The 22,355-nt window shown below is 67.3% G+C and carries 23 protein-coding genes; 14 read left to right on the top strand and 9 right to left on the bottom strand.

Translation table 11 applies throughout. The features are described from left to right. Positions 1 to 42: 42 nt before the first annotated feature. The 6 genes from lptF to rsmA are packed head-to-tail and all read left to right on the top strand — an operon-like array spanning position 43 to position 7,793. Entirely contained in the window at positions 43 to 1,158 is a 1,116-nt protein-coding gene (lptF, locus tag KO490_RS01905) for an LPS export ABC transporter permease LptF (protein WP_216017690.1), read from the top strand. Beyond that, complete coding sequence (lptG, locus tag KO490_RS01900; RefSeq protein ID WP_252726946.1) at positions 1,119 to 2,264, top strand: LPS export ABC transporter permease LptG; 1,146 nt, start codon at positions 1,119 to 1,121, stop codon at positions 2,262 to 2,264. The genes lptF and lptG overlap by 40 nt, the downstream gene beginning before the upstream one ends. An 8-nt stretch (positions 2,265 to 2,272) precedes the next feature. Continuing rightward, positions 2,273 to 4,651 carry an LPS-assembly protein LptD gene (locus KO490_RS01895; protein WP_252726945.1) on the top strand — a complete coding sequence of 793 codons (2,379 nt, stop codon included), beginning with the start codon at positions 2,273 to 2,275 and terminating at the stop codon, positions 4,649 to 4,651. Between the two features lie 34 nt (positions 4,652 to 4,685). Then, the gene (locus KO490_RS01890) at positions 4,686 to 5,954 is read left to right on the top strand and encodes a peptidylprolyl isomerase (protein WP_216017689.1); all 1,269 of its coding nucleotides are present in this window, start codon (positions 4,686 to 4,688) and stop codon (positions 5,952 to 5,954) included. A gap of 7 nt (positions 5,955 to 5,961) precedes the next feature. Then, positions 5,962 to 6,945: a 4-hydroxythreonine-4-phosphate dehydrogenase PdxA gene (gene pdxA / locus KO490_RS01885; RefSeq protein WP_216017688.1), complete on the top strand. Its 984-nt coding sequence runs from the start codon at positions 5,962 to 5,964 to the stop codon at positions 6,943 to 6,945. Beyond that, positions 6,942 to 7,793, top strand: coding sequence for a 16S rRNA (adenine(1518)-N(6)/adenine(1519)-N(6))-dimethyltransferase RsmA (rsmA, locus tag KO490_RS01880; protein WP_216017687.1), 852 nt, complete (start codon positions 6,942 to 6,944; stop codon positions 7,791 to 7,793). Before pdxA ends, rsmA begins: the two co-directional genes overlap by 4 nt. Before the next feature lie 108 nt (positions 7,794 to 7,901). Here the strand turns inward: rsmA and KO490_RS01875 are convergent, their stop codons facing one another. The 4 genes from KO490_RS01875 to speB form a co-directional block, all read right to left on the bottom strand. After that, complete coding sequence (locus tag KO490_RS01875) at positions 7,902 to 8,582, bottom strand: DUF4167 domain-containing protein (protein WP_216017686.1); 681 nt, start codon at positions 8,580 to 8,582, stop codon at positions 7,902 to 7,904. Positions 8,583 to 8,850: 268 nt separating this feature from the next. Next, positions 8,851 to 9,672 carry a peptide chain release factor N(5)-glutamine methyltransferase gene (gene prmC / locus KO490_RS01870; protein WP_216017685.1) on the bottom strand — a complete coding sequence of 274 codons (822 nt, stop codon included), beginning with the start codon at positions 9,670 to 9,672 and terminating at the stop codon, positions 8,851 to 8,853. Further along, positions 9,669 to 10,724 (bottom strand): peptide chain release factor 1, encoded by a 1,056-nt coding sequence (gene prfA, locus KO490_RS01865; RefSeq protein ID WP_216017684.1) that lies wholly within the window; start codon positions 10,722 to 10,724, stop codon positions 9,669 to 9,671. The genes prmC and prfA overlap by 4 nt, the downstream gene beginning before the upstream one ends. 9 nt (positions 10,725 to 10,733) lie before the next feature. Then, on the bottom strand, positions 10,734 to 11,729 hold the full coding sequence (gene speB, locus KO490_RS01860) for an agmatinase (protein ID WP_216017683.1): 996 nt from the start codon (positions 11,727 to 11,729) through the stop codon (positions 10,734 to 10,736). A gap of 223 nt (positions 11,730 to 11,952) precedes the next feature. On the opposite strand from speB, the gene rpsF reads away from it, so the two are divergent. The 4 genes from rpsF (at position 11,953) to bmt (ending at position 14,321) form a co-directional block, all read left to right on the top strand. Beyond that, entirely contained in the window at positions 11,953 to 12,324 is a 372-nt protein-coding gene (gene rpsF, locus KO490_RS01855; protein ID WP_216017682.1) for a 30S ribosomal protein S6, read from the top strand. A 13-nt stretch (positions 12,325 to 12,337) separates the two neighbouring features. Further along, a complete protein-coding gene (gene rpsR / locus KO490_RS01850) occupies positions 12,338 to 12,565 on the top strand; it encodes a 30S ribosomal protein S18 (RefSeq protein WP_022707247.1) in 228 nt (75 codons plus the stop codon). 12 nt (positions 12,566 to 12,577) lie between these two features. Beyond that, complete coding sequence (rplI, locus tag KO490_RS01845) at positions 12,578 to 13,162, top strand: 50S ribosomal protein L9 (RefSeq protein WP_216017681.1); 585 nt, start codon at positions 12,578 to 12,580, stop codon at positions 13,160 to 13,162. A gap of 166 nt (positions 13,163 to 13,328) precedes the next feature. Continuing rightward, positions 13,329 to 14,321: a betaine--homocysteine S-methyltransferase gene (bmt, locus tag KO490_RS01840; RefSeq protein ID WP_216017680.1), complete on the top strand. Its 993-nt coding sequence runs from the start codon at positions 13,329 to 13,331 to the stop codon at positions 14,319 to 14,321. Here bmt and KO490_RS01835 read toward each other — a convergent pair. Next, the gene (locus KO490_RS01835; protein ID WP_371822261.1) at positions 14,318 to 15,406 is read right to left on the bottom strand and encodes a PA0069 family radical SAM protein; all 1,089 of its coding nucleotides are present in this window, start codon (positions 15,404 to 15,406) and stop codon (positions 14,318 to 14,320) included. The two genes, bmt and KO490_RS01835, sit on opposite strands and share 4 nt — an antisense overlap. 93 nt (positions 15,407 to 15,499) lie before the next feature. Between KO490_RS01835 and yghU the strand changes: the two genes are divergently transcribed. Next, positions 15,500 to 16,366 (top strand): glutathione-dependent disulfide-bond oxidoreductase, encoded by an 867-nt coding sequence (gene yghU / locus KO490_RS01830; RefSeq protein WP_216017679.1) that lies wholly within the window; start codon positions 15,500 to 15,502, stop codon positions 16,364 to 16,366. A gap of 48 nt (positions 16,367 to 16,414) precedes the next feature. Here the strand turns inward: yghU and ilvC are convergent, their stop codons facing one another. After that, on the bottom strand, positions 16,415 to 17,437 hold the full coding sequence (gene ilvC, locus KO490_RS01825) for a ketol-acid reductoisomerase (protein ID WP_216017678.1): 1,023 nt from the start codon (positions 17,435 to 17,437) through the stop codon (positions 16,415 to 16,417). A 126-nt stretch (positions 17,438 to 17,563) separates the two neighbouring features. On the opposite strand from ilvC, the gene KO490_RS01820 reads away from it, so the two are divergent. From KO490_RS01820 to KO490_RS01810, 3 genes are read left to right on the top strand one after another with little or no spacing between them, the layout of a single operon-like run. Then, a complete protein-coding gene (locus tag KO490_RS01820; RefSeq protein ID WP_216017677.1) occupies positions 17,564 to 18,019 on the top strand; it encodes an Lrp/AsnC family transcriptional regulator in 456 nt (151 codons plus the stop codon). Next, positions 18,016 to 18,507: an Lrp/AsnC family transcriptional regulator gene (locus KO490_RS01815; RefSeq protein WP_216017676.1), complete on the top strand. Its 492-nt coding sequence runs from the start codon at positions 18,016 to 18,018 to the stop codon at positions 18,505 to 18,507. Before KO490_RS01820 ends, KO490_RS01815 begins: the two co-directional genes overlap by 4 nt. A gap of 22 nt (positions 18,508 to 18,529) precedes the next feature. Next, positions 18,530 to 19,267: a glutaredoxin gene (locus tag KO490_RS01810; protein WP_216017675.1), complete on the top strand. Its 738-nt coding sequence runs from the start codon at positions 18,530 to 18,532 to the stop codon at positions 19,265 to 19,267. A 31-nt stretch (positions 19,268 to 19,298) separates the two neighbouring features. Here KO490_RS01810 and ilvD read toward each other — a convergent pair whose 3' ends face one another. From ilvD to KO490_RS16420, 3 genes are all read right to left on the bottom strand, one after another. Further along, entirely contained in the window at positions 19,299 to 21,137 is a 1,839-nt protein-coding gene (gene ilvD, locus KO490_RS01805) for a dihydroxy-acid dehydratase (protein WP_216017674.1), read from the bottom strand. A 112-nt stretch (positions 21,138 to 21,249) separates the two neighbouring features. After that, positions 21,250 to 21,564: a multidrug efflux SMR transporter gene (locus KO490_RS01800; RefSeq protein WP_216017673.1), complete on the bottom strand. Its 315-nt coding sequence runs from the start codon at positions 21,562 to 21,564 to the stop codon at positions 21,250 to 21,252. Positions 21,565 to 21,691: 127 nt separating this feature from the next. Then, on the bottom strand, positions 21,692 to 22,355 hold a 664-nt coding region (locus KO490_RS16420; RefSeq protein ID WP_252726944.1), incomplete at its 5' end, for an FAD-dependent monooxygenase.

Raw genomic sequence — 22,355 nt, 5'->3', positions numbered from 1 at the left:
TGCGGCTAATCAGGACCGAACGTCACGCGAAGAAGGCCGCCCATGCCCCGGATCGACCGATACATCCTTGGCCAGCTGCTGACGCTGTTCGGCTTTTTCGCGCTGGTGCTGGTTTCCGTCTACTGGATCAACCGCGCCGTCAGCCTGTTCGATGACCTGCTGAACGACGGCCAGACCGCGCTGGTGGTGCTGGAATTCACCCTGCTGACGCTGCCGCTGGTCATTTCCGTGGTCCTGCCCGTCGCGGCCTTCGCGGCCACGGCATACGGCACGAACCGTTTGTCGGGGGAATCCGAACTGGTGGCGATGCAGTCGGCGGGCATATCCCCCTGGCGGATGGCGCGTCCCGTCCTGATCTTCGGGCTGTCGGTGGGGCTGATGGTCGCGATCCTCGTCCACGGCCTGGTACCCATGGCGCGCGAACGCCTGGCCGAACGCAGCGCCGAGCTGGCCGAGAACGTCACCTCGCAATTCCTGCGACCGGGCAGTTTCCAGTATCCGACCGACGACGTGACGCTGTTCATCCGCGACATCGCCAGCGACGGGCATCTTCTGGACCTGTTCATCGAGGATGCCCGCGATCCGGACCGGCAGGTCGTCTATACCGCGCAGGAGGCGCTGCTGGTGCGCGCCGATACCGGACCCGTGCTGGTGCTGCTGCAGGGCATGGCCCAGACGCTGACCCGGCAGGACGGACGGCCCCGGCTGGCGGTCACGCGCTTCGACGAATTCAGCTATGATATCGGGGCGATGTTCACCGGCGGGGGCAGCACGCGGCGCGACCTGCGCGATTACGGCACGCTGGACCTGCTGCGCGCCGACGACGCCCTGCTGCAATCCACGGGCGCCAGCGCCGCGAATGCCCGGCGCGAAGCGCATGAACGCATCGCCCAGCCCCTGCTGTCGCCGGTGGCGGCGATGATCGGCTTCGCCACGCTGCTGGTCGGGGGGTTTTCCCGCTTCGGGGTCTGGCGGCAGGTGGGATGGGCGATCCTGGCCCTGATCTTCGTGCAGTTCCTGTCCAACGCCGCCGCCGACCGCGTGGGTTCGGCCCCCGGCATGTGGCCGCTTCTGTATCTGCCCTCGGGCGTCGGGGCGCTGCTTTGCGCGGGGCTGTTATGGCTGGCCGCCAAACCCAGAGGGGGGCGATCCTCGTGATCCTTGCACGGTATGTCGCGCGTCGGTTCCTGCGTTCGTTCCTGATGATCGCGGGGATCTTCCTTCTGATCCTGTTCCTGATCGACATGATCGAGATCATCCGCCGCTTCTCGGGGGACGATATCGGGTTGGCGGGCGCGGCGCGGCTGGCGGCGCTGAACATCGCCGACAGTTTCTATTCCATCCTGCCGCTGATGACCGTGCTGGCAGGGATCGCGCTGTTTCTCGGGTTGGCGCGCAGTTCCGAGATGGTGGCGATCCGGGCGTCGGGGCGGTCGGGGATGCGCGTGATCGCGGCACCCGCGCTGACCGCCGTGGCAGTGGGCGCGCTGACCGTGGGGCTTCTGAACCCGCTGGTCGCGGCGACGGGGCAGCTCTATGACGATGCGGTGGACCAGATCGACCGCGGCGACAGCCAGACCGTCAGCCTGGGCGACAGCGCCGTCTGGCTGCGCCAGGCCGTGCTGGAGAATGGCGAGGAATCGGGCCAGATCGTCATCCGCGCGCGCCGCGCCAGCGCCGATGCGCTGACCCTGCATGATGCGACCTTCCTCGTCTTCGACGCCGAATCCGGTCCCGTCCGCCGGATCGAGGCCCAGACCGCGCGGCTGACGCCCGGCGCCTGGGGCCTGGCCGAGGTGCGCGACTATCCGCTGGATGCGCAGAACCCGCAGGCCGAGGTGACGCGCACGCCCTACATGCTGCTGCCGTCCGACCTGACGGCGCAGCGCATCCGCGAAGGGTTCGGTCGCCCCGAATCCGTGCCCGTCTGGCAGTTGCCGGGCTTCATCGCCGGGCTGGAACGGGCAGGCTTTTCGGCGGCGCGGCACAAGGTCTGGTTCCAGATGGAACTGGCCCGTCCCTTCCTGATGGGGGCGATGGTGCTGATCGCGGCGGCCTTCACCATGCAGCATGTGCGTGGCCGCAATACCGGGGTCGCGGTCCTTCTGGCCTTCGCGGCGGGGATCGCGCTGTTCTTTCTGCGCAACATGGCGCAGGTTCTGGGGGATAACGGGCAGGTGGGCGCGGTGATGGCCGCATGGACCCCGCCGCTTGTCGGCGCGCTTCTGGCGCTTGGACTGATACTGAAACGAGAGGACGGATGACCGTTCGGATGCCCGGAACACATATGCGCCGCCTGATGCTGGGCAGCACGCTGATGGCGGGGCTGAGCGGAGCCGCCGCGGCCCAGACGATCTTCGACGACGAGAGCCTCATGCCCGAGATGCCGGGCGTGTCGCAGACCGCGCCGCTGTCCAGCCTGGGCGGGATCTCGGCGCTGGCGCCCGAATCCGACAGCCTGGGCAGCGAACCGATCGGCGATCGCACCCCGTCCACCGACGCCCCCGAGGCGGTCGAGGCCCAAGCGTCCGTCACGCTGCCCGGCGACAGGCCGCGTTCGTCGCAGGGCGGGGCGGCGACCGTTCTGGCCGATGCCGTGCAGCTGCAGGATGACCGCACGCTGATCGCGGCGGGTGGGGTCGTGATCTGGTACCAGGGATCGCGGCTGGTGGCATCGCGGGTGATCGTGGACGGCCCCACGGGCGATCTGACCATCGAGGGCCCGATCCATCTGTCCCGCCCGGATGCGACCGATCCCGATCAGGACACCATCCTGATCGCCGATGCCGCCCAGCTGGACCGCGAATTGCAGGACGGCATCATCGAGGGCGCACGCCTGGTCATCGGTCGCGAATTGCAGCTTGCCGCGCGCGAGGCCGAACGCAGCGATGGCGGGCGCATCACCGAACTGCGCCAGGTGGCGGCCTCGTCCTGCCAGATCTGCGCCAGCGATCCGACGCCCCTGTGGGAAATCCGTGCGCGTTCGATCACCCATGACGCCGAATCCCGCACGATCACCTTCGACCATCCCCAGTTCCGCGCCTTCGGCGTTCCGCTGGCCTATCTGCCCTTCACGCTCAGCGCGCCCGATCCGACGGTGGATCGCAAGAACGGCTTCCTGCGCCCCGAGATCCGCACGACCTCCAGCCTGGGTTTCGGGCTGAAGCTGCCCTATTTCATCGCCCTGGGCGATCATGCCGACGTGACCGTCTCTCCCTATGTCGCGGTCGACAGCACGCGGACGCTGGAACTGCGATACCGCCAGGCCTTCGCGAACGGGGCGACGGAATGGAACGGGGCGATCACCCGCGACGACCTGTTGCTGGACGAATGGCGCGGCTATGTCTTCGGGATCGCGCAGTTCGACCTGCCCCGCGACTACAAGCTGGGCGTGCAGGTTCAGGCCGCGACCGACCGGGCATATCTGCTGGATTACGACGTCACCGACGCCGACCGGCTGTGGTCGGGCGTGACGCTGGAACAGGTGCGCCGGACCAAGCTGGTCTGGGCCCGGATCGGCAACTACAACTCGCTGCGCGACGACGAGGACAACTCGACCTCGCCCGCGCAGGTGGCCGACGCGATCTGGCTGCGCCGCTTCACCCCCGCCCGGATCGGGGGCGAGGCGACGATCGAATGGTCGGCCCATGCCCATCGCCGCCCCTCGGACGAGGACGAGGTCGGCCGCGACGTGGCCCGCGCCTCGTTCGACCTGGACTGGCGCCGCTCGCAGGTCCTGCCGGGCGGCGTGATGGCCGCGGCCATCGCCAGCCTCGAGGCGGATGTCTATCGCATCGCGCAGGACGACGATTACGACGACGTGGTGGCGCGCGCCGACCCCCAGGTCGGGATCGAGCTGCGCTGGCCGCTGGCCACGGTGAAGGGACGCGCGACCCATATCATCGAACCCGTCATGCAGCTTCTCTATTCGCCGCAGGGCGATGACGACGACATCCCGAACGAGGACAGCCTTCTGGTCGAGTTCGACGAGGGGAACCTGTTCTCGGACAGCCGCTTTCCGGGCTATGATCGCAGCGAAGGCGGGCTGCGTGCCAATGTCGGCCTGACCTGGACGCGGATCGATCCGTCGGGCTGGTCGCTCGGGGTGACGGGGGGCCGGGTCTTCCGGGCCCGCGACAGCAGCACCTATGACGACGAGAGCTTTCTCGGCGGGCGCAGGTCGGACTGGCTGCTGTCCACGACCTATGACAGCGGCAAGGGGCTGGCCATCGCCAACCGCGCGCTGTTCGACGACAGCTTCGGCGTGTCGCGCAACGAATTCCGCATGGGCTGGCTGCGCGACGACCTGCAGCTTTCGGCGGGCTATCTGTGGATCGATGCCGACCTGTCCGAGGGGCGCGACGACGATGCATCCGAACTGGCCGCAAGCGTCGGCTGGCAGATCGCGCCGGGCTGGTGGGGCAATGCCGAGGCCCGCTACGACTTCACCGCCGAAAGCACCCAGAGCGCGTCGCTGGACGTGACCTATCGCAACGAATGCATCACGGTCGAGACCGGCATATCGCGGCGCTTCACCAGCACGGACACGATCGACGCCGAAACCAGCTTCGATCTGTCGGTCCGGCTGGCCGGTTTCGGCAGTCAGAGCGACGGCGAGGGCACGGTGGCGCAGCGCAACTGCATGCGCTAACCTGCCCGCCAAAAGACAAGGATAGGAACAGCAGATGCGGCAACTCCTCTCAGGTATCGCGCTGGCGGCGATGATCGCGACGGGCGCGGGCGCGCCGGTTCACGCGCAGAACCTGTTCCAGACCGTCGTCTACGTGAACGACAGTGCCGTCACCCGTTACGAGATCGTGCAGCGCCAGCGCTTCATGCAGGTCATCGGCGCGCCTGAGACCAGCGCCCAGGCCGCCGAGGATGCGCTGATCGACGACCGCCTGCGGGTCGAGGCCGCCGAACGGATCGGCGTGCAGCTGTCCGACGAGGCGTTGCAGTCGGGGCTCGAGGAATTCGCGGGCCGCGCGGGTCTCGATGCCGCCAGCTTCATCGCAAGGCTGGAACAGGCGGGCGTCGATGGCGACACCTTCCGCGATTTCGTCCGCGCGGGCAGCATGTGGCGGCAGGTCGTGCGCGCCCGGCTGCTGTCGCAGATCGACATTTCCGATGCCGAGGTCGACCAGCAGCTGAAGCGGGTGATCGAGACCCCGATCATCGACCGCGTGTCGCTGTCCGAACTGATCATCCCCGCCCCTCCGGGGCAGGAGGCGCAGGCCCTGTCGCTGGCCGAACGCATCGCCGGGTCGCGCCCCTCCGAGGCGCAGTTCGCCGATGCCACGCGGCGCTATTCGGCGACCCCCTCGGCCGAGGCCGGCGGGCGTCTGGAAACGATGGAGCTGGATTCGCTGCCCCCCGGCCTGCGCCAGATCGTGACGCAGCTGCAACCCGGCGAGACCACGCAGCCCCTGCAGGTCGAAGGCGCCGTGATCCTGTTCCACCTGCGCGACGCCCAGGGCAGCCTTCGCCCCGGCGCGCGCGAACAGGTGCTGGAATACGCGACCATCACCCTGCCCGACATGGCCCGGGCCAATGCCGTGGCGCAGGCCACGCTGTCCTGCGACGATCTCTACAAGCAGGTCGGCCCCGAAGCCGCGCTGCAGGTCCAGCGCCAGACCCTGTCGCAGGCCCAGATCCCGACGCTGATCGCCGCGCGCCTCGCCTCGCTTGACGATGGCGAATCGGGTGTCGTCCCGGTCGGAAACGCGGCCGAGGTCGTGACGCTGTGTTCGCGCCAGCCCGCCCTGGCCCAGCAGGCCGAGGTGCCGACCACCGCCCAGCCGCAGGACGGGGTCGAGGATGCGATCCCGCAGCCCGAAAACGGCATCCCCTCGCGCGAGGCGGTCCGGGACGAGCTGTTCAACCAGCGCATCAACGAGGCTGCGGAAGGGCTGCTGGCCGATCTACGCGCCGATGCGCTGATCCGCAGGCCCTGACCCGGTGGTGCGCGTCCTTCTGACCTGCGGCGAACCCGCGGGCATCGGCCCCGAGCTGGCGCCGCTGGTCCTGGCCTCGGGGCAGGACATCGTCTGGATGGGCGATCCGCGCCATCTGCCCCAGGGCTGCGACTGGACCGAGGTGACGGCCCCCGGGGACCCGGTGCCGCCGGGGCGGCTGCCGGTCCTGCGCCACGATTTCGCAGCCCCCGCGATCGCGGGCCGGCCCGATCCCGCAAATGCCATCGGCGTGATCGAGGTGATCGCCCGCGCCGCCCGCATGGCGATGGCGGGCGAGGTTGCGGCCATCACCACTGCCCCCATCAGCAAGGAAGCCCTGCAGAGCGGGGCGGGCTTCGCCTTTCCGGGGCATACCGAATACCTGGCGCATCTGGGGGGCGACCTGCCCGTCGCGATGATGCTGGCCTCGACCACCGTCACGCCGCCCTGCCGTGTCGTCCCCGCCACGATCCATATCCCGCTGCAGGACGTGCCGGATGCGCTGACCCCCGAGGCCCTGGAACAGGCGATCCGCATCACCCATGCGGGGCTAATCCGCGATTTCGGCATCCCCCGCCCGCGCATCGCCGTGGCGGGTCTGAACCCCCATGCGGGCGAAGGCGGGCGCATGGGCCTGCAGGAACGCATGATGATCGCGCCGCTTCTGGAACGCCTGCGGGCCGAGGGGCTGGATCTTGCCGGGCCGCTTCCCGCCGACACGATGTTCCATGCCCCGGCGCGTGCGCGCTACGATGCCGCGGTGACCTGCTATCACGATCAGGGGCTGATCCCGATCAAGACGCTGGATTTCGCGGGCGGTGTCAACGTGACGCTCGGCCTGCCCTTCATCCGCACCTCGCCCGACCATGGCACGGCCTTCGACATCGCGGGCAAGGGGCTTGCGGATCCCTCATCGACCATCGCGGCGCTGGACATGGCCCGCCAGATGGCGCAAGCGCGCAGCCTACCCGCCGCGCAAAGGCCGACATGAGCACGATCGACAACCTTCCCCCGCTGCGCCAGGTCATCCAGACCCATGATCTGCGCGCCAAGAAACAGCTTGGACAGAACTTTCTTCTGGACCTGAACCTGACCGCCAAGATCGCAAGGCAGGCAGGCGATCTGACCGGCTGCGACGTGCTGGAGATCGGCCCCGGTCCCGGCGGCCTGACCCGTGGCCTGCTGGCCGAAGGCGCCCGCCGCGTCCTGGCGATCGAGAAGGACGAACGCGCCCTGCCCGCCCTGGCCGAGATCGCCGCGGCCTATCCCGACCGGCTGAAGGTCATCCACGGCGATGCGCTGCAGATCGACCCGCTGGAACACCTGACGCCGCCCATCCGGATCGCGGCGAACCTGCCCTACAACGTCGGGACGGAACTGCTGATCCGCTGGCTGACGCCCAAGGAATGGCCGCCCTTCTGGCAATCCCTGACGCTGATGTTCCAGAAGGAGGTGGCCGAACGGATCGTGGCCCGGCCCGGTTCCAAGGCCTATGGCCGCCTGGCGCTGCTGGCCCAGTGGCGGTCCGAGGCGCGGATCGTGATGGCCCTGCCCCCCGAGGCCTTCGTGCCGGCCCCCAAGATCCATTCGGCGGTGGTCCACCTGACCGCCCTGCCCGAACCGCGATTCCCCGCGGATCCGGCAGTTCTGTCGCAGGTCACGGCCGCTGCCTTCAACCAGCGTCGCAAGATGCTGCGCGCCAGCCTGCGCGGCCTGCATCCGCAGATCGAGACCCTGCTTGAGGATTGCGGGATCGCCCCCACGAAGCGCGCCGAAGAAATCGGGCTGGAGCAGTTCTGCGCCCTGGCCCGCGCGCTGAAGGAAGCCCGCCAAGGCTGATCATGCAGGGCTGATCATGCGGGGCTGATCGCCTGGCCCAGATGAACGACGAAGGGCGCGGGGTTGTCCCCCGCGCCCTTTCGCATGGTCGTTGCCGCCCTTGGGCGATCAGTCGGTGCCGCCCGCCTGCGTATCGGCTGCGGGGGCGCCATCCTCTGCCGCGGGCTGCTTGCGGCGGCTGCGCGGTGCGCTGCCCGAGGGGCTGCGCGGCGTGCGGCTGCGCGGCGTGCGGGTCCGTGCAGGCTTGGCCTCGGCCTCGGGGGTTTCGACCGGGGCATTCGCATCCGCGTCGTCCGCATCCTGCGCGATCGGCAGGCTCGGCTGGGCCTCCTCGACCTTCTGGTCGGGCTGCTTCTGCTCGGGCTGCTTGTGTTCCGCGGGCTTCTGCTCGGGCTCGGGGTCGCGGCGCTGCTGGTCGCGGTTCTGACCGTGGCCGTTGCCGTTACCGTGGCCATTCCCCTGACCGTTCTGGTCGTCGTCGCCGTTCTGGCGATGCGAATGGTTCTGGCCGTTGTTGCTCTGCTGCGCCTGGCGTTCGGCCATCTCGCGCTGCGCCTCGCCCAGCATCCGGGTATAATGCTCGGCATGCTGCAGGAAGCTCTGTTCCGCGACACGGTCGTTCGACAGCTGTGCGTCGCGCGCCAGCGTCAGGTATTTCTCGATGATCTGCTGCGGCGTGCCGCGAACCTTGCCTTCGGGGCCCGAGCTTTCGAAGACTCGGTTAACGATATTGCCAAGCGAACGCTGACGGTTCGATTTGCTGCGCGAGCGGGATTTCGATGATCTCATCAGTCTGTCTTTAGGGTTCTGATCGTCAGGGATGCCAGAATGACCTGGACGGCGATTTCGGACGGCTACGGGGGCAATTGACCTCTCCGTTCAGCCTTGCCTTGCCACAAGGCGCATCTTTCGCGCGCCCCGTCAGTTCCGGCAGTGTCAGGCTGACCCATGCGGTGGCTTGCAGCCTTCCGCACATGAATGACTAACCATGCCACGCCCCCCGTGACAAGCGCAAACTGCGGAAAAATGTCCCGAAACCCCGCACAAGTGCCGGAAATCAGCCGAAATCAGCGCATACGACGCGGTCGCGGCCGTCCAGATCGGGCAATATCTCGATCAGCGCACCCTCGGCCGCAAAGAGCGCGGCGACATCGGCGCCCTGGGTCGGGCCGATCTCGACCAGAACCTGGCCGCCGGGGTTCAGATGCGCCCGCGCCCCCGCCGCGATGGCGCGATATGCACCCAGCCCGTCGCCCCCGTCGGTCAGCGCGTCCTGCGGTTCCCATTCGCGTACATCGGGCGACAGCGCCGCCATTTCCGCGACCGAGATATAGGGCGGGTTCGACACGATCAGATCGAACGCCCCCTCGATCCCCGCATACCAGTCCGCCTGCCGGAAGCGTGCATCCACGCCGATCTGGCGCGCGTTGTAGCGCGCGACCTTCAGCGCGGCCTCGGATATGTCGGTGCCCAGCCCCCTGGCACCCTTCCGCGCCGCCATGAGAGAGATCAGGATCGCCCCGGTGCCCGTGCCCATGTCCAGGACATCGCGCCAGGGGCGTTCCAGCGCGGCCTCGACCAGGGCTTCGGTTTCCGGGCGGGGGTCCAGCGTGTCGCGCGTCACCTTGAAGCGATGCGCCCAGAAATCGCGATGGCCCACGATCTGCGCCACCGGCTGGCGCAGGGCCCGCGCGGCGATGCCGCGATTGAAGGCCGCGCGTTCCTGATCGTTCAGCCGCCGGTCGTCCGTCATCCGCAGGCGCCCGGGCTCGATCCCCAGAACGCCTGCCAGGATGCGGTCGGTGTCGCGGCCCGCGCCCTCGATCCCGGCGGCACGCAGAAGGGCCGCGCCCTCGGCCTGGGCGTCCGAGATCCTCATTCCTGCGCCGCCAGCCGTGCGGCCTGATCATGCGATGTCAGCGCGTCGATGATCTCGGACAGGTCGCCCGCCATGATCCGGTCCAGCGCATAAAGCGTCAGGTTGATGCGGTGATCGGTCATGCGGCCCTGCGGAAAGTTGTAGGTGCGGATACGCTCGGACCGATCGCCCGACCCGACCTGCGCCTTGCGATCGGCGGCGCGTTCGGCATCGGCCTTCTGGCGCTGCATGTCATAGAGCCGCGCCCGCAGGACGGCCATCGCATTGGCGCGGTTCTGGTGCTGCGACTTCTCGGAGCTGGTGACGACGATACCCGTGGGCAGATGGGTAATGCGCACCGCGCTGTCGGTGGTGTTCACGTGCTGGCCGCCCGCGCCGCTGGCACGCATCGTGTCGATGCGGATATCGGTCGCGGGGATGTCGACATCCACATCCTCGGCGGCTTCGGGCAGGACGGCGACGGTGGCGGCGCTGGTATGGATGCGGCCGCCGCTTTCGGTCTCGGGGACACGCTGGACGCGGTGGACGCCGGATTCGTATTTCAGCCGGGCAAAGACCCCCTCGCCCTCGATCCGGGCGGTGACCTCCTTGATGCCGCCCAGCTCGGTCTCGGCCAGTTCGAGGATCTGGAACGTCCAGCCCTGCTGTTCGGCATGGCGGCGATACATGGCCAGCAGGTTGCCCGCGAACAGCGCGGCCTCGTCGCCCCCGGTGCCCGGACGGATCTCGAGGATGGCGGGCTTGGCATCCGCCGCGTCGCGCGGCAGCAGCGCGATGCGCAGCGCCTGCTCGCGCTCGGGCATCTCGCCCTCCAGCCGCTCCAGTTCATCCTGGGCCAGTTCCCGCATCTCGGGATCGGCCAGCATCGCGCGGGCCTCGGCCAGGGCGTCGGTCGCGGCGCGCCATTCGGCGATCTGGGTGACGACGGGCTTCAGTTCGGCATATTCGCGGCTGATCTGGGCGATGCGCGCGGGTTCGGCACCGGCATTCAGCTGCGCCTCGAGAAACTCGAAGCGCTGCGTGATCTGGGCAAGGCGGTCTTGAGGAAGCATTCGTTTCAACTACTTCGCGGGATCGTCCCCGGCAAGCGCCGCGTCCCGGTGACGGTTCCAGCCCAGCAGGGCCAGCAGTTCGACCGCGACATGGGCGCCCGCGATGGCCGTCGCCCCGGTCGTGTCGTAGGGGGGCGAGACCTCGACCACGTCGCCGCCCAGAAGGTCGATCCCGCGCAGCCCCCGCAGCAGTTCCGCCGCCTGCCAGCTGGCCAGCCCGCCCCAGACCGGGGTGCCGGTGCCCGGCGCGAAGGCCGGGTCCAGCGCGTCGATGTCGAAGGTGACATAGCAGGGCCTGTCGCCCACCACCTGCCGGATGCGGTCCAGCGTGGCGTCGATCCCCTGCCGATGGACGAAGGGCGCATCGAGGATCGTGACCCCCAACGTGTCGGGATTGTCCGTGCGGATCCCGACCGAGACCGAGGCCGCCGGATCGACCACCCCTTCGCGGATGGCCTTGTAGAGGAAGGTGCCGTGATCGATCCGCGCGGGATCGTCGTCGACCCAGGTGTCGGAATGCGCGTCGAACTGGATCAGCGCGACCGGCCCCTTGCGGGCGGCGATGGCGCGCAGGATCGGCAGGGTCACGAAATGATCGCCGCCGAAGGTGATGGGTGCCGCACCCGCATCGAGGATGGCCCCCAGATGCGCCTCGATCCGGGCGGGAACCTCGTGGACGGCGGCATAATCGAAGGCCATGTCGCCGTAATCGACCACGTTCAGCAGGCTCATGGGATCGTATCCCCAGCCATAGGGGGCGTCGAAGGCCTGCAGGGTCGATGCCTCGCGGATGGCGCGCGGCCCGAAGCGCGACCCCGGCCGGTGGGTCACGGCCTGGTCGAAGGGGATGCCCGTCACGGCCACGTCCACCCCGGTCAGATCCTTGGAATAGCGCCGGCGAAGAAAGCTGGTCGCGCCGCCGAAGGCGTTCTCGAAGGACAGGCCGCGCATCTCGTGTCGGGTGAAGGCCTGATCGACCTGCGTCTTCGCGTCTTCCAGTGCCATGCCGTCTTTTCCGTTGCTGATCCCGACCCGCAGATTGCCGCCGCCGCGCGCGGGCCGCAAGCCCGGTCGTGACGACCCCGAATCGCCTTGCAATCGCGGGGCTTGCCGCTATAAGGCCCCATCCTTCCGCCGAGATTTTCGCAACCGGCGTGTCCTCTCGTGGCGGGTGCGGAAGGTGCGACGCCCGCCTATGAAGCCGCCAAGAACCAGAGAAAGGATCGCCATGCCGCTTTACGAGCATGTGCTGATCGCTCGTCAGGACCTGTCGAACACGCAGGCCGAAGGGCTGATCGAACATTTCTCGACCGTGCTGGCCGATAACGGCGGCAAGGTCGTGGAGAACGAATACTGGGGTGTCCGCACCCTCGCCTACAAGATCAACAAGAACCGCAAGGGCCATTACGCCTTCCTGCGTTCGGACGCGCCCTCGGCCGCCGTGCAGGAAATGGAGCGTCTTGCCCGTCTGCACGACGATGTCATGCGCGTCATGACCATCAAGGTCGAAGAGCACGAGGAAGGCCCCTCGGTGCAGATGCAGAAGCGCGACGAGCGTGGTGACCGTGGCGATCGCCGCGAACGCCGCGACCGGAACTGAGGAGATCTGAACCATGGCGAACAAACCGTTCTTCCGCCGTCGCAAGGTCTGCCCGTTCTCGGGCGAGAATGCGCCGAAGATCGACTACAAGGACACCCGTCTGCTGCAGCGCTACATCAGCGAACGCGGCAAGATCGTGCCCTCGCGCATCACCGCAGTCTCGGCAAAGAAGCAGCGTGAACTGGCCCGTGCCATCAAGCGCGCCCGCTTCCTCGCCCTGCTCCCCTATGTCGTGAAGTAAGGAGACCTGGATATGCAAGTCATCCTGCTGGAACGCGTGGCCAAGCTTGGCCAGATGGGCGAAGTCGTGAAGGTCAAGGAAGGTTACGCACGTAACTTCCTGCTGCCCCAGGGCAAGGCACTGCGCGCCTCGGAAGCCAATGTGAAGGCCTTCGAAGCACAGAAGGTGCAGCTCGAGGCCCGCAACGCCGATTCGAAGGCCGAGGCCGACAAGATCGCGGCGTCGCTGGACGGCGAGACCTTCGTGGTCATCCGTTCGGCATCGGACGCAGGCGCTCTCTACGGGTCGGTCACGACCCGCGACGCCGCCGATGCTGCAACCGACGCCGGCTTCTCGGTCGACCGCAAGCAGGTCGTCCTGGGCGCGCCGATCAAGTATCTGGGCCTGCATGACGTCACCGTCGTGCTGCACCCGGAAGTCAACGCGACGATCACGCTGAACGTCGCGCGTTCGAACGAGGAAGCCGAGCTTCAGGCCCAGGGCAAGTCGATCCAGGACCTGGCAGCCGAGGCCGACGCCGAAGCCGAATTCGAGATCGCCGAACTGTTCGACGACATCGGAAGCGCATCGGACGACGACGGCGATTCCGAGGACTGAGGTCCAACCGGAGTTTGTCTGAACTTATTTGCCGCGCCGGGAAACCGGCGCGGTTTTTCGTTCGTTCAAGCTGAAATTGTTTCCCCCGACGGCACGGACTACTATGGACCAGATGGTTGGAGATCTCTGGGCGGGCGATATCGACCCGCAGAGAAGGATGTTGACGATGACCGACCCGCTGAGCCTGATGCTGGCCGAGCGTGCCCATGTCCTTGCGGACGGGGCGACGGGGACCGCGCTTCTGAACATGGGACTGCAGGACCGCGAACCGGCGGAACTGTGGAACGACACCCAGCCCGGGAAGGTCGCACGCCTGCATCGCGACGCGATCGAGGCTGGGTCGGACCTGTTCCTGACCAACAGCTTCGGCGCCAATGAAAGCCGTCTGCGCCTGCATGGCCTGTCGGGCCGCGTCCGGGAACTGAACCTGAAGGCTGCGCAGATCGCGCGGGCCGAGGCCGACCGCGCCGGACGCCCCGTCATCGTGGCCGGCAGCATGGGCCCCATAGGCGAGATCATGGCCCCGATGGGCAGCCTGACCCATGCCCGCGCGGTCGAGATGTTCCACGAGCAGGCCGAGGCGCTCAAGGAAGGCGGCGCGGACATCCTCTGGGTGGAAACGCTCAGCGCGCTCGAGGAACTGCGCGCCGCCGCCGAGGCCGCGCGCCTGGTCGGCATGGCCTGGTGCGGCAGTCTCAGCTTCGATACGGCGGGGCGCACCATCATGGGGGTGACCCCGGGTCAGCTGTCATCGGCGGTCGAGGCATTGCGCAACCCGCCCGTGGCCTATGGCGCGAATTGCGGCATCGGGGCGTCGGACCTTCTGCGCACGGTCGCCAGCTTTGTCGCGTCGGGGAACGAACGCCCGATCATCGCCAAGGGCAATGCGGGCGTGCCGCATTTGTCCTGCGGCAACATCCATTACGACGGCACCCCCGAACTGATGGCCGATTACGCCTGCCTGGCCCGCGACATGGGCGTGCGGGTCATCGGCGGCTGCTGCGGCACCATGCCCGAACATCTGCGTGCCATGCGCGAGGCGCTGGAAACCCGCCCCCCCGGTCCGCGCCCGACGCTGGAAAGCATCACCGCGCTTCTGGGCGCCTTCAGCAGCGCAGGGTCCGACCGCGACAACGCGCTGACCATCGGACGCCGCTAGAACAGCGTCATCTGGTCCCCCGCGCGCGGCGGCGGCCCGAAGCGGCTGCAATCCAGCGCGGGGCTTCCCTCGTGATATCCCAGCCGCTTGCGCGCCAGGCGAAAGCGTTTCATTGCCAGCTCGGCCTCGATCCCCGCGCCGCGAAAGCGATGGCCGAAGCGAGGGTCGTTGTCGCGCCCGCCGCGCATCGCCTGCACGCGGTTCATCACATGCGCGGCCATGCCGGGGCGGTGGCGGTCCAGCCAGTCGCGGAACAGGGGCGCGACCTCGTGCGGCAGGCGCAGGGGGATCATGCTTGCGGTAGTGGCCCCGGCCTCGCGCGCAGCGGCCAGGATGCGCTCGATCTCGGGCTCGGTCAGGACGGGGATGACGGGGGCCACCATGACGCGGACGGGTACGCCCGCACGCGACAGTTCGCGGATCATCCGCAGGCGGGTTTCGGGGGCGGGCGCGCGCGGTTCCAGGCTGCGGGCCAGATCCGCATCCAGCGTCGTCACGCTGACCCCGACCATCGCCTGATCGCGCGCCGCCAGTTCCGCCCACAGATCCAGATCGCGCAGGACCAGCCGCCCCCGCGTGATCAGCGTGACCGGATGGTTCCAGTCCCGCAGCACGCGCAGGATCTGCGGCATGATCCCGTATTTCGCCTCAATCGGCTGATAGGGATCGGTATTGGTCCCCAATGCGATGGGCGCGGGCCGGTATGACGGGCGCCCCAATTCGCGTTCCAGAAGACGCGCGGCATCCGGCTTGGCCGTGATCCGCGTCTCGAAATCCAGGCCCGGCGACAGGTTCAGATAGGAATGGCTGGGCCGGGCATAGCAGTAGATGCAGCCGTGTTCGCACCCGCGATAGGGGTTGATCGACCGGTCGAAGGGCACATCGGGCGAGGTGTTGCGCGTGATGATGCTGCGCGGGCTCTCCTCGGTCACCTCGGTGCGCAGCAGGCGCTCGTCCTCGGGGATGTCCCAGCCGTCGCTCTCGCGGATGCGGGCATGGGGTTCGAACCGTCCGGCGGGCTGGGACGCCGCGCCACGGGCCTTCAGTTTCCGGTCGGGATCGCGCGGTGGCAACATGCCCGCTATATAGAACACATGCAGAACATGCGCCAGCCCGTTGAAACCTTCGCGCGGCGCATACATCTTCCCATGTGAAATCAATCAACTGCAGGACGTGACATGACGGACAGCTATACCCCGCCCAAGGTCTGGACGGCGGACAAGGCCAGTGGCGGCAAGTTCGCAAGCATCAACAAGCCGACATCGGGGGCGCAGTTCGACCGCGATCGCCCCGTGGGCAAGCACCCGCTGCAGCTCTATTCGCTGGCGACGCCGAACGGGCAGAAGGTCACCATCCTGCTGGAGGAACTGCTGGCTGCGGGCCATGACGCCGAATACGACGCCTGGCTGATCAATATCGGCGAGGGCGACCAGTTCGGCAGCGGCTTCGTCGAGGTGAACCCCAACAGCAAGATCCCCGCGCTGATGGACCACACCGCGAACCCGCCGCAGCGCGTCTTCGAATCCGGGTCGATCCTGCTGTACCTGGCCGAGAAATACGGCGCTTTCCTGCCGCGCGATCCCGCCGGCCGGACCGTGACGCTGAACTGGCTGTTCTGGCAGATGGGTTCGGGCCCCTATGTCGGCGGCGGCTTCGGGCATTTCTATGCCTATGCCCCCGAGAAATACGAATACCCGATCAACCGCTTCACGATGGAGGTGAAGCGCCAGCTGCACCTGCTGGATCAGCGCCTGGCCGAGAACCGCTTCGTCGCGGGCGAGGAATACACCATCGCCGACATGGCGATCTGGCCCTGGTATGGCGGCTTGGTGGCGGGCCGCCTCTATGGCGATGCGGCGACGTTCCTCGATGTCGACAGCTATCCGAACGTGAAGCGCTGGCATGACGAGATCATGGCCCGTCCGGCGGTTCGGCGCGGGATCATGGTCAACAAGACCTCGGGCGAGCCGTCCCAGCAACTGCACGAGCGTCACGACGCATCCGATTTCGAGACCCGCACGCAGGACAAGCTGTCGGCGGAATAGGAAAAAGGGGGGCCGCCATGGCCCCCCTTTCGGTCATTTCGGGGTCGATCAGTTGCGCGACTTGTCGACCATCTTGCCCTTGCTGATCCAGGGCATCATCTCGCGCAGCTTCGCACCGACCTGCTCGATCTGGTGTTCGTCGTTGATGCGGCGGGTCGCCTTGAAGGAGGGCTGGCCGACGGCGTTTTCCTGCATGAAATCGCGGACGAACTTGCCGTTCTGGATGTCCGTCAGGACGTCCTTCATGCGCTTCTTCGTCTCGTCATAGGGCAGGACGCGCGGGCCCGACACGTATTCGCCGTATTCGGCCGTGTTCGAGATCGAGTAGTTCATGTTCGCGATGCCGCCTTCATAGATCAGGTCGACGATCAGCTTCACCTCGTGCAGGCACTCGAAATAGGCCATTTCGGGCTCGTAGCCGGCCTCGACCAGCGTTTCGAAACCGGCGCGGATCAGTTCGACCAGGCCGCCGCACAGGACTGCCTGTTCGCCGAACAGGTCGGTTTCGCATTCCTCGCGGAAGTTGGTCTCGATGATGCCCGAACGGCCACCGCCGATGGCCGAGCAATAGGACAGCGCGATGTCCTGCGCCTTGCCCGATGCGTCCTGATGGACCGCGAACAGGCAGGGCACGCCGCCGCCCTTGCTGTATTCACCGCGCACGGTGTGGCCCGGACCCTTGGGGGCCATCATGATGACGTCGACGCCGGCCTTCGGCTCGATCAGGCCGAAATGCACGTTCAGGCCATGGGCGAAGGCGATCGCGGCACCCTCGCGCAGGTTGTCATGGACGTATTTCTTGTAGGTCTCGGCCTGAAGCTCGTCGGGCATGGTGAACATGATGACATCGCACCATGCGGCCGCTTCGGCGATGCCCATGACCTGCAGGCCCTCGCCCTCGGCCTTGGCAGCCGAGGCGCTGCCTTCGCGCAGGGCGACGACGATGTTCTTCGCGCCGGAATCGCGCAGGTTCAGGGCGTGGGCGTGGCCCTGGCTGCCATAGCCGAGGATCGCGACCTTCTTTTCCTTGATCAGGTTCACGTCGCAGTCGCGGTCATAGAAAACGCGCATGGGAATATCCTTTCCTTGATTGCCCCTGTTCTACCGCCCGTCTGCGACAGATTCCCTGCAAAACGCGCGGGAAGTCGCATCTTGCCGGAATAATCATGTTCGGTTTATGGGTATGATATGAATTTCATGCCCGACAGCACGGATCGCCGCATACTTCGCCAGCTTCTGGGCGACCCTTCGGCATCAAACGCCCAGCTGGCCGAACGCGCGGGCGTGACCGGCGCCAGCCTGTGGCGGCGCATGGAACGCATGCGCGAGGCAGGCGTCCTGAAGGGCATCCACGCCCGCATCGACTGGCGCGCCCTGGGGTGGGAGGTCGAGGTCAGCCTGCGCTTTACCCTGGACAAGACCGATCCCCGCGCCTTCGACAATTTCCTGGCAGCCCTGCGCGAGGTCCCCGAGGTGATCGAGATCCAGAGTTTTCTGGGCAGCGTGGACTGGCGCGCCACCGTCATCGCGCGGGACATGGCGCATTGGCAGCAGGTCTATCGCGACCGCATCCTGACCCTGCCCCATATCGCGGAACTGGACGCGCTGATGCTGGTCTCGACCATCACCGACCGCGAGGATCTGCCCCTGTGACCGCCCTCGACCCCACCGACATCGCGATCCTGCGCCTGCTGATCGAGGATGCGACCCGCAGCGCCGCGCAGATCGGCCGCAGCGTGGGCATCGGCCAGCCCGCAGCATGGCGCCGCATCCGCCGGCTCGAATCGCAGGGCGTGATCGCAGGACGGCGCGTGGTGCTGGACAAGCCCGCCCTGGGCTTCGGCGTCACGGTCTTTCTGGGGATCAAGCTGGCCGCCAAGGGCCGCACCGGCCTGCAGGATTTCGAACGCGCCGTCACGGCGATCCCCGAGGTGCAGCTGGTCCAGCATGTCCTGGGGCAGTTCGATTACCGCCTGCGCATCACCGCGCGCGACATCAGCGATTTCGAACGCATCCTGCGCCGCCGCATCATGACCCTGCCGGGGGTCGGTCAGCTGGAAGCGAACGTGGTGCTGTCCGAGGAACGCAGGCCCGGCCCCATCGGCGCGTTGAACGAAAGCGCAGGCGAGGCGTTCGACTGACGTCAACCCTGCGAGGAACGCCATGCCGACGACCGCGAAAGCCCGGCTCTACCGCATGATGATGCCGGACCACAAATGCCCCTATGGGCAGAAATCGCGATCCCTCCTGCGGCGCTACGGCCTGCCGGTCGAGGATCACCTGCTGACCACCCGCGAGGAGGTGGACGAATTCAAGCGCCTGGAGGGCGTCGAGACCACGCCCCAGACCTGGATCGGCGAGGATCGCATCGGCGGCTATGCCGAGCTGCGCGCCTATTTCGGCAAGCCCTTGCCCGATCCGGATGCGACCACCTATCGCCCCGTCATCGCCATCTTCGGGGTGGCCCTGCTGATGGCCGCGGCCGTCACGATCCTGACCGAAGGCCCCGCCTGGGCCACGATCCCGCGCTTTGCCGCCATCGCCATGGTCCTGCTGGGCCTGCAGAAGCTGCAGGATGTCGAATCCTTCTCGACGATGTTCCTGAATTACGACCTGATGGCGCAGCGGGCCGTGCCCTATGCCTATGCCTATCCCTGGCTGGAAACGGGGACCGGCATCCTGATGATCGCGGGGGTGTTCCCCTGGCTGTCCGGGCCAGTGGCGATGTTCATCGGGGGTGTCGGTGCATACTCGGTCTGGAAGGCCGTCTGGGTCGAGAAACGAGAGCTGAAATGCGCCTGCGTCGGCGGGGGCAGCAATGTCCCCTTGGGCTTCGTGTCCATGACCGAAAATCTCGTGATGCTGGCCATGGGCATCTTCACGATCGTCGCGGCAATATGAAGGGGGCGGCCCGAAGGCCGCCCCATCCGCATCATTCCGGGATCACGCGAACCGCGCCGCGCGCGGCGCTGGTCGTCATCGCCGCATAGGCACGCAGCGCGGTCGAGACCTTGCGCTGACGCGGCTTGGCCGGTTTCCAGCCCTCGGCCTCGCGCTTTTCGCGGCGGGCGGCCAGCGTCGCATCGTCGACCAGCAGTTCGATCTTGCGGTTCGGGATGTCGATCCGGATCGGATCGCCCTGTTCGACCAGACCGATCGTGCCGCCTTCCGCCGCCTCGGGCGAAACATGGCCGATCGACAGCCCCGAGGACCCGCCCGAGAAGCGCCCGTCCGTGACCAGCGCACAAGCCTTCCCCAGACCCTTGGATTTCAGATAGCTGGTCGGATACAGCATCTCCTGCATCCCCGGCCCTCCGCGCGGCCCTTCATAGCGGATGAGCACGACCTCGCCCTCCTTGACCTTGCCGGTCAGGATGGCGCTGACGCTGTCGTCCTGGCTTTCGAAGATATGGGCCGGACCCTCGAATTTCAGGATCGATTCATCCACGCCCGCCGTCTTCACGATGCAGCCGTCCTCGGCCAGGTTGCCATACAGCACCGCAAGGCCGCCATCCTGCGAGAAGGCATGCTCCTTGGTGCGGATGACGCCCTTCTCGCGGTCCAGATCGACCTCTTCGAAGCGCTGCGCCTGCGAGAAGGCGACCTGCGTCGGAACACCCCCCGGCGCCGCGCGATAGAAATCGTGCACGGTCGCGGAATCGGTGCGCTTGACGTCCCAACGGTCCAGCGCCTCGGCCAGCGACCCGGCATGGACGCTGCCCACATCGGTCTTCAGCAGGCCCGCGCGGTCCAGTTCGCCCAGGATGCCCATGATGCCGCCCGCACGGTGCACGTCCTCCATGTGGACGTCGTCCTTGGCGGGGGCGACCTTGCACAGGACCGGCACGCCGCGCGACAAACGGTCGATATCGGACATGGTGAAGTCGATGCCCGCCTCATGGGCCGCGGCCAGCAGATGCAGCACGGTGTTGGTGGACCCGCCCATCGCGATGTCCAGCGTCATCGCGTTCTCGAACGCCTCGAAGCTGGCGATGTTGCGCGGCAGGACCGATGCGTCGTCGCCTTCATAGTAGCGGCGCGCAAGATCCACGATCAGGTGACCGGCCTCGACGAACAGGCGCTTGCGGTCGGCATGGGTGGCCAGCGTGGACCCGTTCCCCGGCAGCGCAAGGCCAAGCGCCTCGGTCAGGCAGTTCATCGAGTTCGCGGTGAACATGCCCGAACAGGACCCGCAGGTCGGGCATGCCGAACGCTCGATCGCCTCGACCTGCTCGTCGGAATAGGCGTCGTCGGCAGCGGCGACCATGGCATCGACCAGGTCCAGCGCCTTCAGCTTGCCGTCTTCCAGCACCAGCTTGCCGGCCTCCATCGGGCCGCCGGACACGAAGACCACCGGGATGTTCAGGCGCAGCGCGGCCATCAGCATGCCCGGCGTGATCTTGTCGCAATTGCTGATGCAGACCATCGCGTCGGCGCAATGCGCATTGACCATGTATTCGACCGAATCCGCGATCACCTCGCGCGAGGGCAGCGAATAGAGCATGCCGTCATGGCCCATCGCGATGCCGTCATCGACGGCGATGGTGTTGAACTCCTTGGCGATGCCGCCGGCGGATTCGACCTCGCGGGCGACCATCTGGCCCAGGTCCTTCAGGTGGACATGGCCCGGAACGAACTGGGTGAAGCTGTTGACGATGGCGATGATCGGCTTGCCGAAATCGCTGTCCTTCACGCCCGTCGCGCGCCACAGGCCACGGGCGCCGGCCATGTTGCGGCCATGGGTGGTGGTGCGGGAACGATAGGCAGGCATTGGCTGATCTCCTTTGGCTTGCCGCGCTGTTTAGCACCGGCGCAAACGGAAGGAAATTGCCGGTACGGACGTTTTTGCGTGATTTTCGGTCGCAACGGCGCCCGGGGCGGGGTCAGGACGCGATCTTCATGGTCACGATCCCCAGGACGATCATCGACGCCGCCCCCAGACGCAACCCGGTGGCGGGTTCGGACAGGAAGATCACCCCCACGAGAAAGCTGCCGATCGCACCGATTCCCGTCCAGACCATATAGGCGGTCCCCAGGGGAAGCTGCCGCATCGCGACGGCCAGCAGCCAGAAGGACGCGACCATCCCCACCACCATGACGACCGTCGGCAGGGGTTTCGAGAAGCCTTGCGAATATTTCATCGCCGTCGCCCAGACGATTTCCAGAAGGCCCGCGACGGTCAGAAGGATCCAGGGCATGTGTCATCCATGGACAAGGCCGGGCCGTCCCGGCGGTGCATTCCCCATTCAACACGGGAACCCATGATCGGAGAGGTCGTCCTCTGACAGGGAAAACTAGGGATGGCGGGGCGTCGCTGCAACCCCCTCAGCGCATGCCAAGGCCCGCGCGCATCATCAGCCGCCTGACCGGGGCCGCCGCGTAAAGCCCCCCGAGCGCCGCCGCCCGCAGGTCGCGCAGCGGGCGCGATCCGGCCTGGCTTGCGCGGTTCAGCGCGTCGATGCCCAGCATCCGCGCGCGGGCCTCGGGGCGGCGTTCGCGGTCGTATCGCCGCAGCGCATCCGCATCGCCGGGGCTTGCACGCATCAGGTCCAGCAGGCTGTCCAGATCCGCCAGGCTCATGTTCAGCCCCTGCGCACCGATGGGGGGCAGCACATGCGCGGCTTCGGCGATCAGGGCGACATGGGGCCCCGCGAAGCGATCCGCGATCTGGCTGATGATCGGCCATTCGCTCAGCGCGGTGGCCTGGCGCAGATGGCCCAGCACCCCTGCCGACCGTGCGTTCAGCGCATCCTCGAATGCCGCCCGGTCCAGCGATTTCAGGCGCGCGGTCTCGCGCCCGTCCTCCATCCAGACCACGGCCGAGGACGGTCTGCCATCGCGATCGGGCAGCGGGACCAGGGTGAAGGGACCGCCCGAACGATGTACCTCGGTCGAGACGTTGTGATGCGGACGATCATGCGTCACCGCGAAGGCCAGCGCCTTCTGGCCATAGCGGCGGGTCCTGACCCCGATCCCCAGGGCCTGCCGC

Origin of the sequence: Paracoccus sp. C2R09 (assembly GCF_018860625.1) — a bacterium.
In the GTDB taxonomy this organism is placed as follows: Bacteria; Pseudomonadota; Alphaproteobacteria; order Rhodobacterales; family Rhodobacteraceae; genus Paracoccus.
Note: the sequence above shows the minus strand (reverse complement) of the source record. Positions and strands in the feature narration are given on the sequence as shown.

Excerpts from the sequence above, each read along its gene's own strand:
- KO490_RS01895 (WP_252726945.1), top strand. The coding sequence starts at position 2,273 with ATGCCCGGAACACATATGCGCCGCCTGATGCTGGGCAGCACGCTGATG.
- speB (WP_216017683.1), bottom strand. The coding sequence starts at position 11,729 with ATGGCACTGGAAGACGCGAAGACGCAGGTCGATCAGGCCTTCACCCGA.
- prfA (WP_216017684.1), bottom strand. The coding sequence starts at position 10,724 with ATGCTTCCTCAAGACCGCCTTGCCCAGATCACGCAGCGCTTCGAGTTT.
- rplI (WP_216017681.1), top strand. The coding sequence starts at position 12,578 with ATGCAAGTCATCCTGCTGGAACGCGTGGCCAAGCTTGGCCAGATGGGC.
- KO490_RS01890 (WP_216017689.1), top strand. The coding sequence starts at position 4,686 with ATGCGGCAACTCCTCTCAGGTATCGCGCTGGCGGCGATGATCGCGACG.
- ilvC (WP_216017678.1), bottom strand. The coding sequence starts at position 17,437 with ATGCGCGTTTTCTATGACCGCGACTGCGACGTGAACCTGATCAAGGAA.
- prmC (WP_216017685.1), bottom strand. The coding sequence starts at position 9,672 with ATGAGGATCTCGGACGCCCAGGCCGAGGGCGCGGCCCTTCTGCGTGCC.
- bmt (WP_216017680.1), top strand. The coding sequence starts at position 13,329 with ATGACCGACCCGCTGAGCCTGATGCTGGCCGAGCGTGCCCATGTCCTT.
- rpsR (WP_022707247.1), top strand. The coding sequence starts at position 12,338 with ATGGCGAACAAACCGTTCTTCCGCCGTCGCAAGGTCTGCCCGTTCTCG.
- lptF (WP_216017690.1), top strand. The coding sequence starts at position 43 with ATGCCCCGGATCGACCGATACATCCTTGGCCAGCTGCTGACGCTGTTC.
- rpsF (WP_216017682.1), top strand. The coding sequence starts at position 11,953 with ATGCCGCTTTACGAGCATGTGCTGATCGCTCGTCAGGACCTGTCGAAC.
- lptG (WP_252726946.1), top strand. The coding sequence starts at position 1,119 with ATGGCTGGCCGCCAAACCCAGAGGGGGGCGATCCTCGTGATCCTTGCA.
- ilvD (WP_216017674.1), bottom strand. The coding sequence starts at position 21,137 with ATGCCTGCCTATCGTTCCCGCACCACCACCCATGGCCGCAACATGGCC.
- KO490_RS01820 (WP_216017677.1), top strand. The coding sequence starts at position 17,564 with ATGCCCGACAGCACGGATCGCCGCATACTTCGCCAGCTTCTGGGCGAC.
- rsmA (WP_216017687.1), top strand. The coding sequence starts at position 6,942 with ATGAGCACGATCGACAACCTTCCCCCGCTGCGCCAGGTCATCCAGACC.
- yghU (WP_216017679.1), top strand. The coding sequence starts at position 15,500 with ATGACGGACAGCTATACCCCGCCCAAGGTCTGGACGGCGGACAAGGCC.
- KO490_RS01800 (WP_216017673.1), bottom strand. The coding sequence starts at position 21,564 with ATGCCCTGGATCCTTCTGACCGTCGCGGGCCTTCTGGAAATCGTCTGG.
- KO490_RS01810 (WP_216017675.1), top strand. The coding sequence starts at position 18,530 with ATGCCGACGACCGCGAAAGCCCGGCTCTACCGCATGATGATGCCGGAC.
- KO490_RS01875 (WP_216017686.1), bottom strand. The coding sequence starts at position 8,582 with ATGAGATCATCGAAATCCCGCTCGCGCAGCAAATCGAACCGTCAGCGT.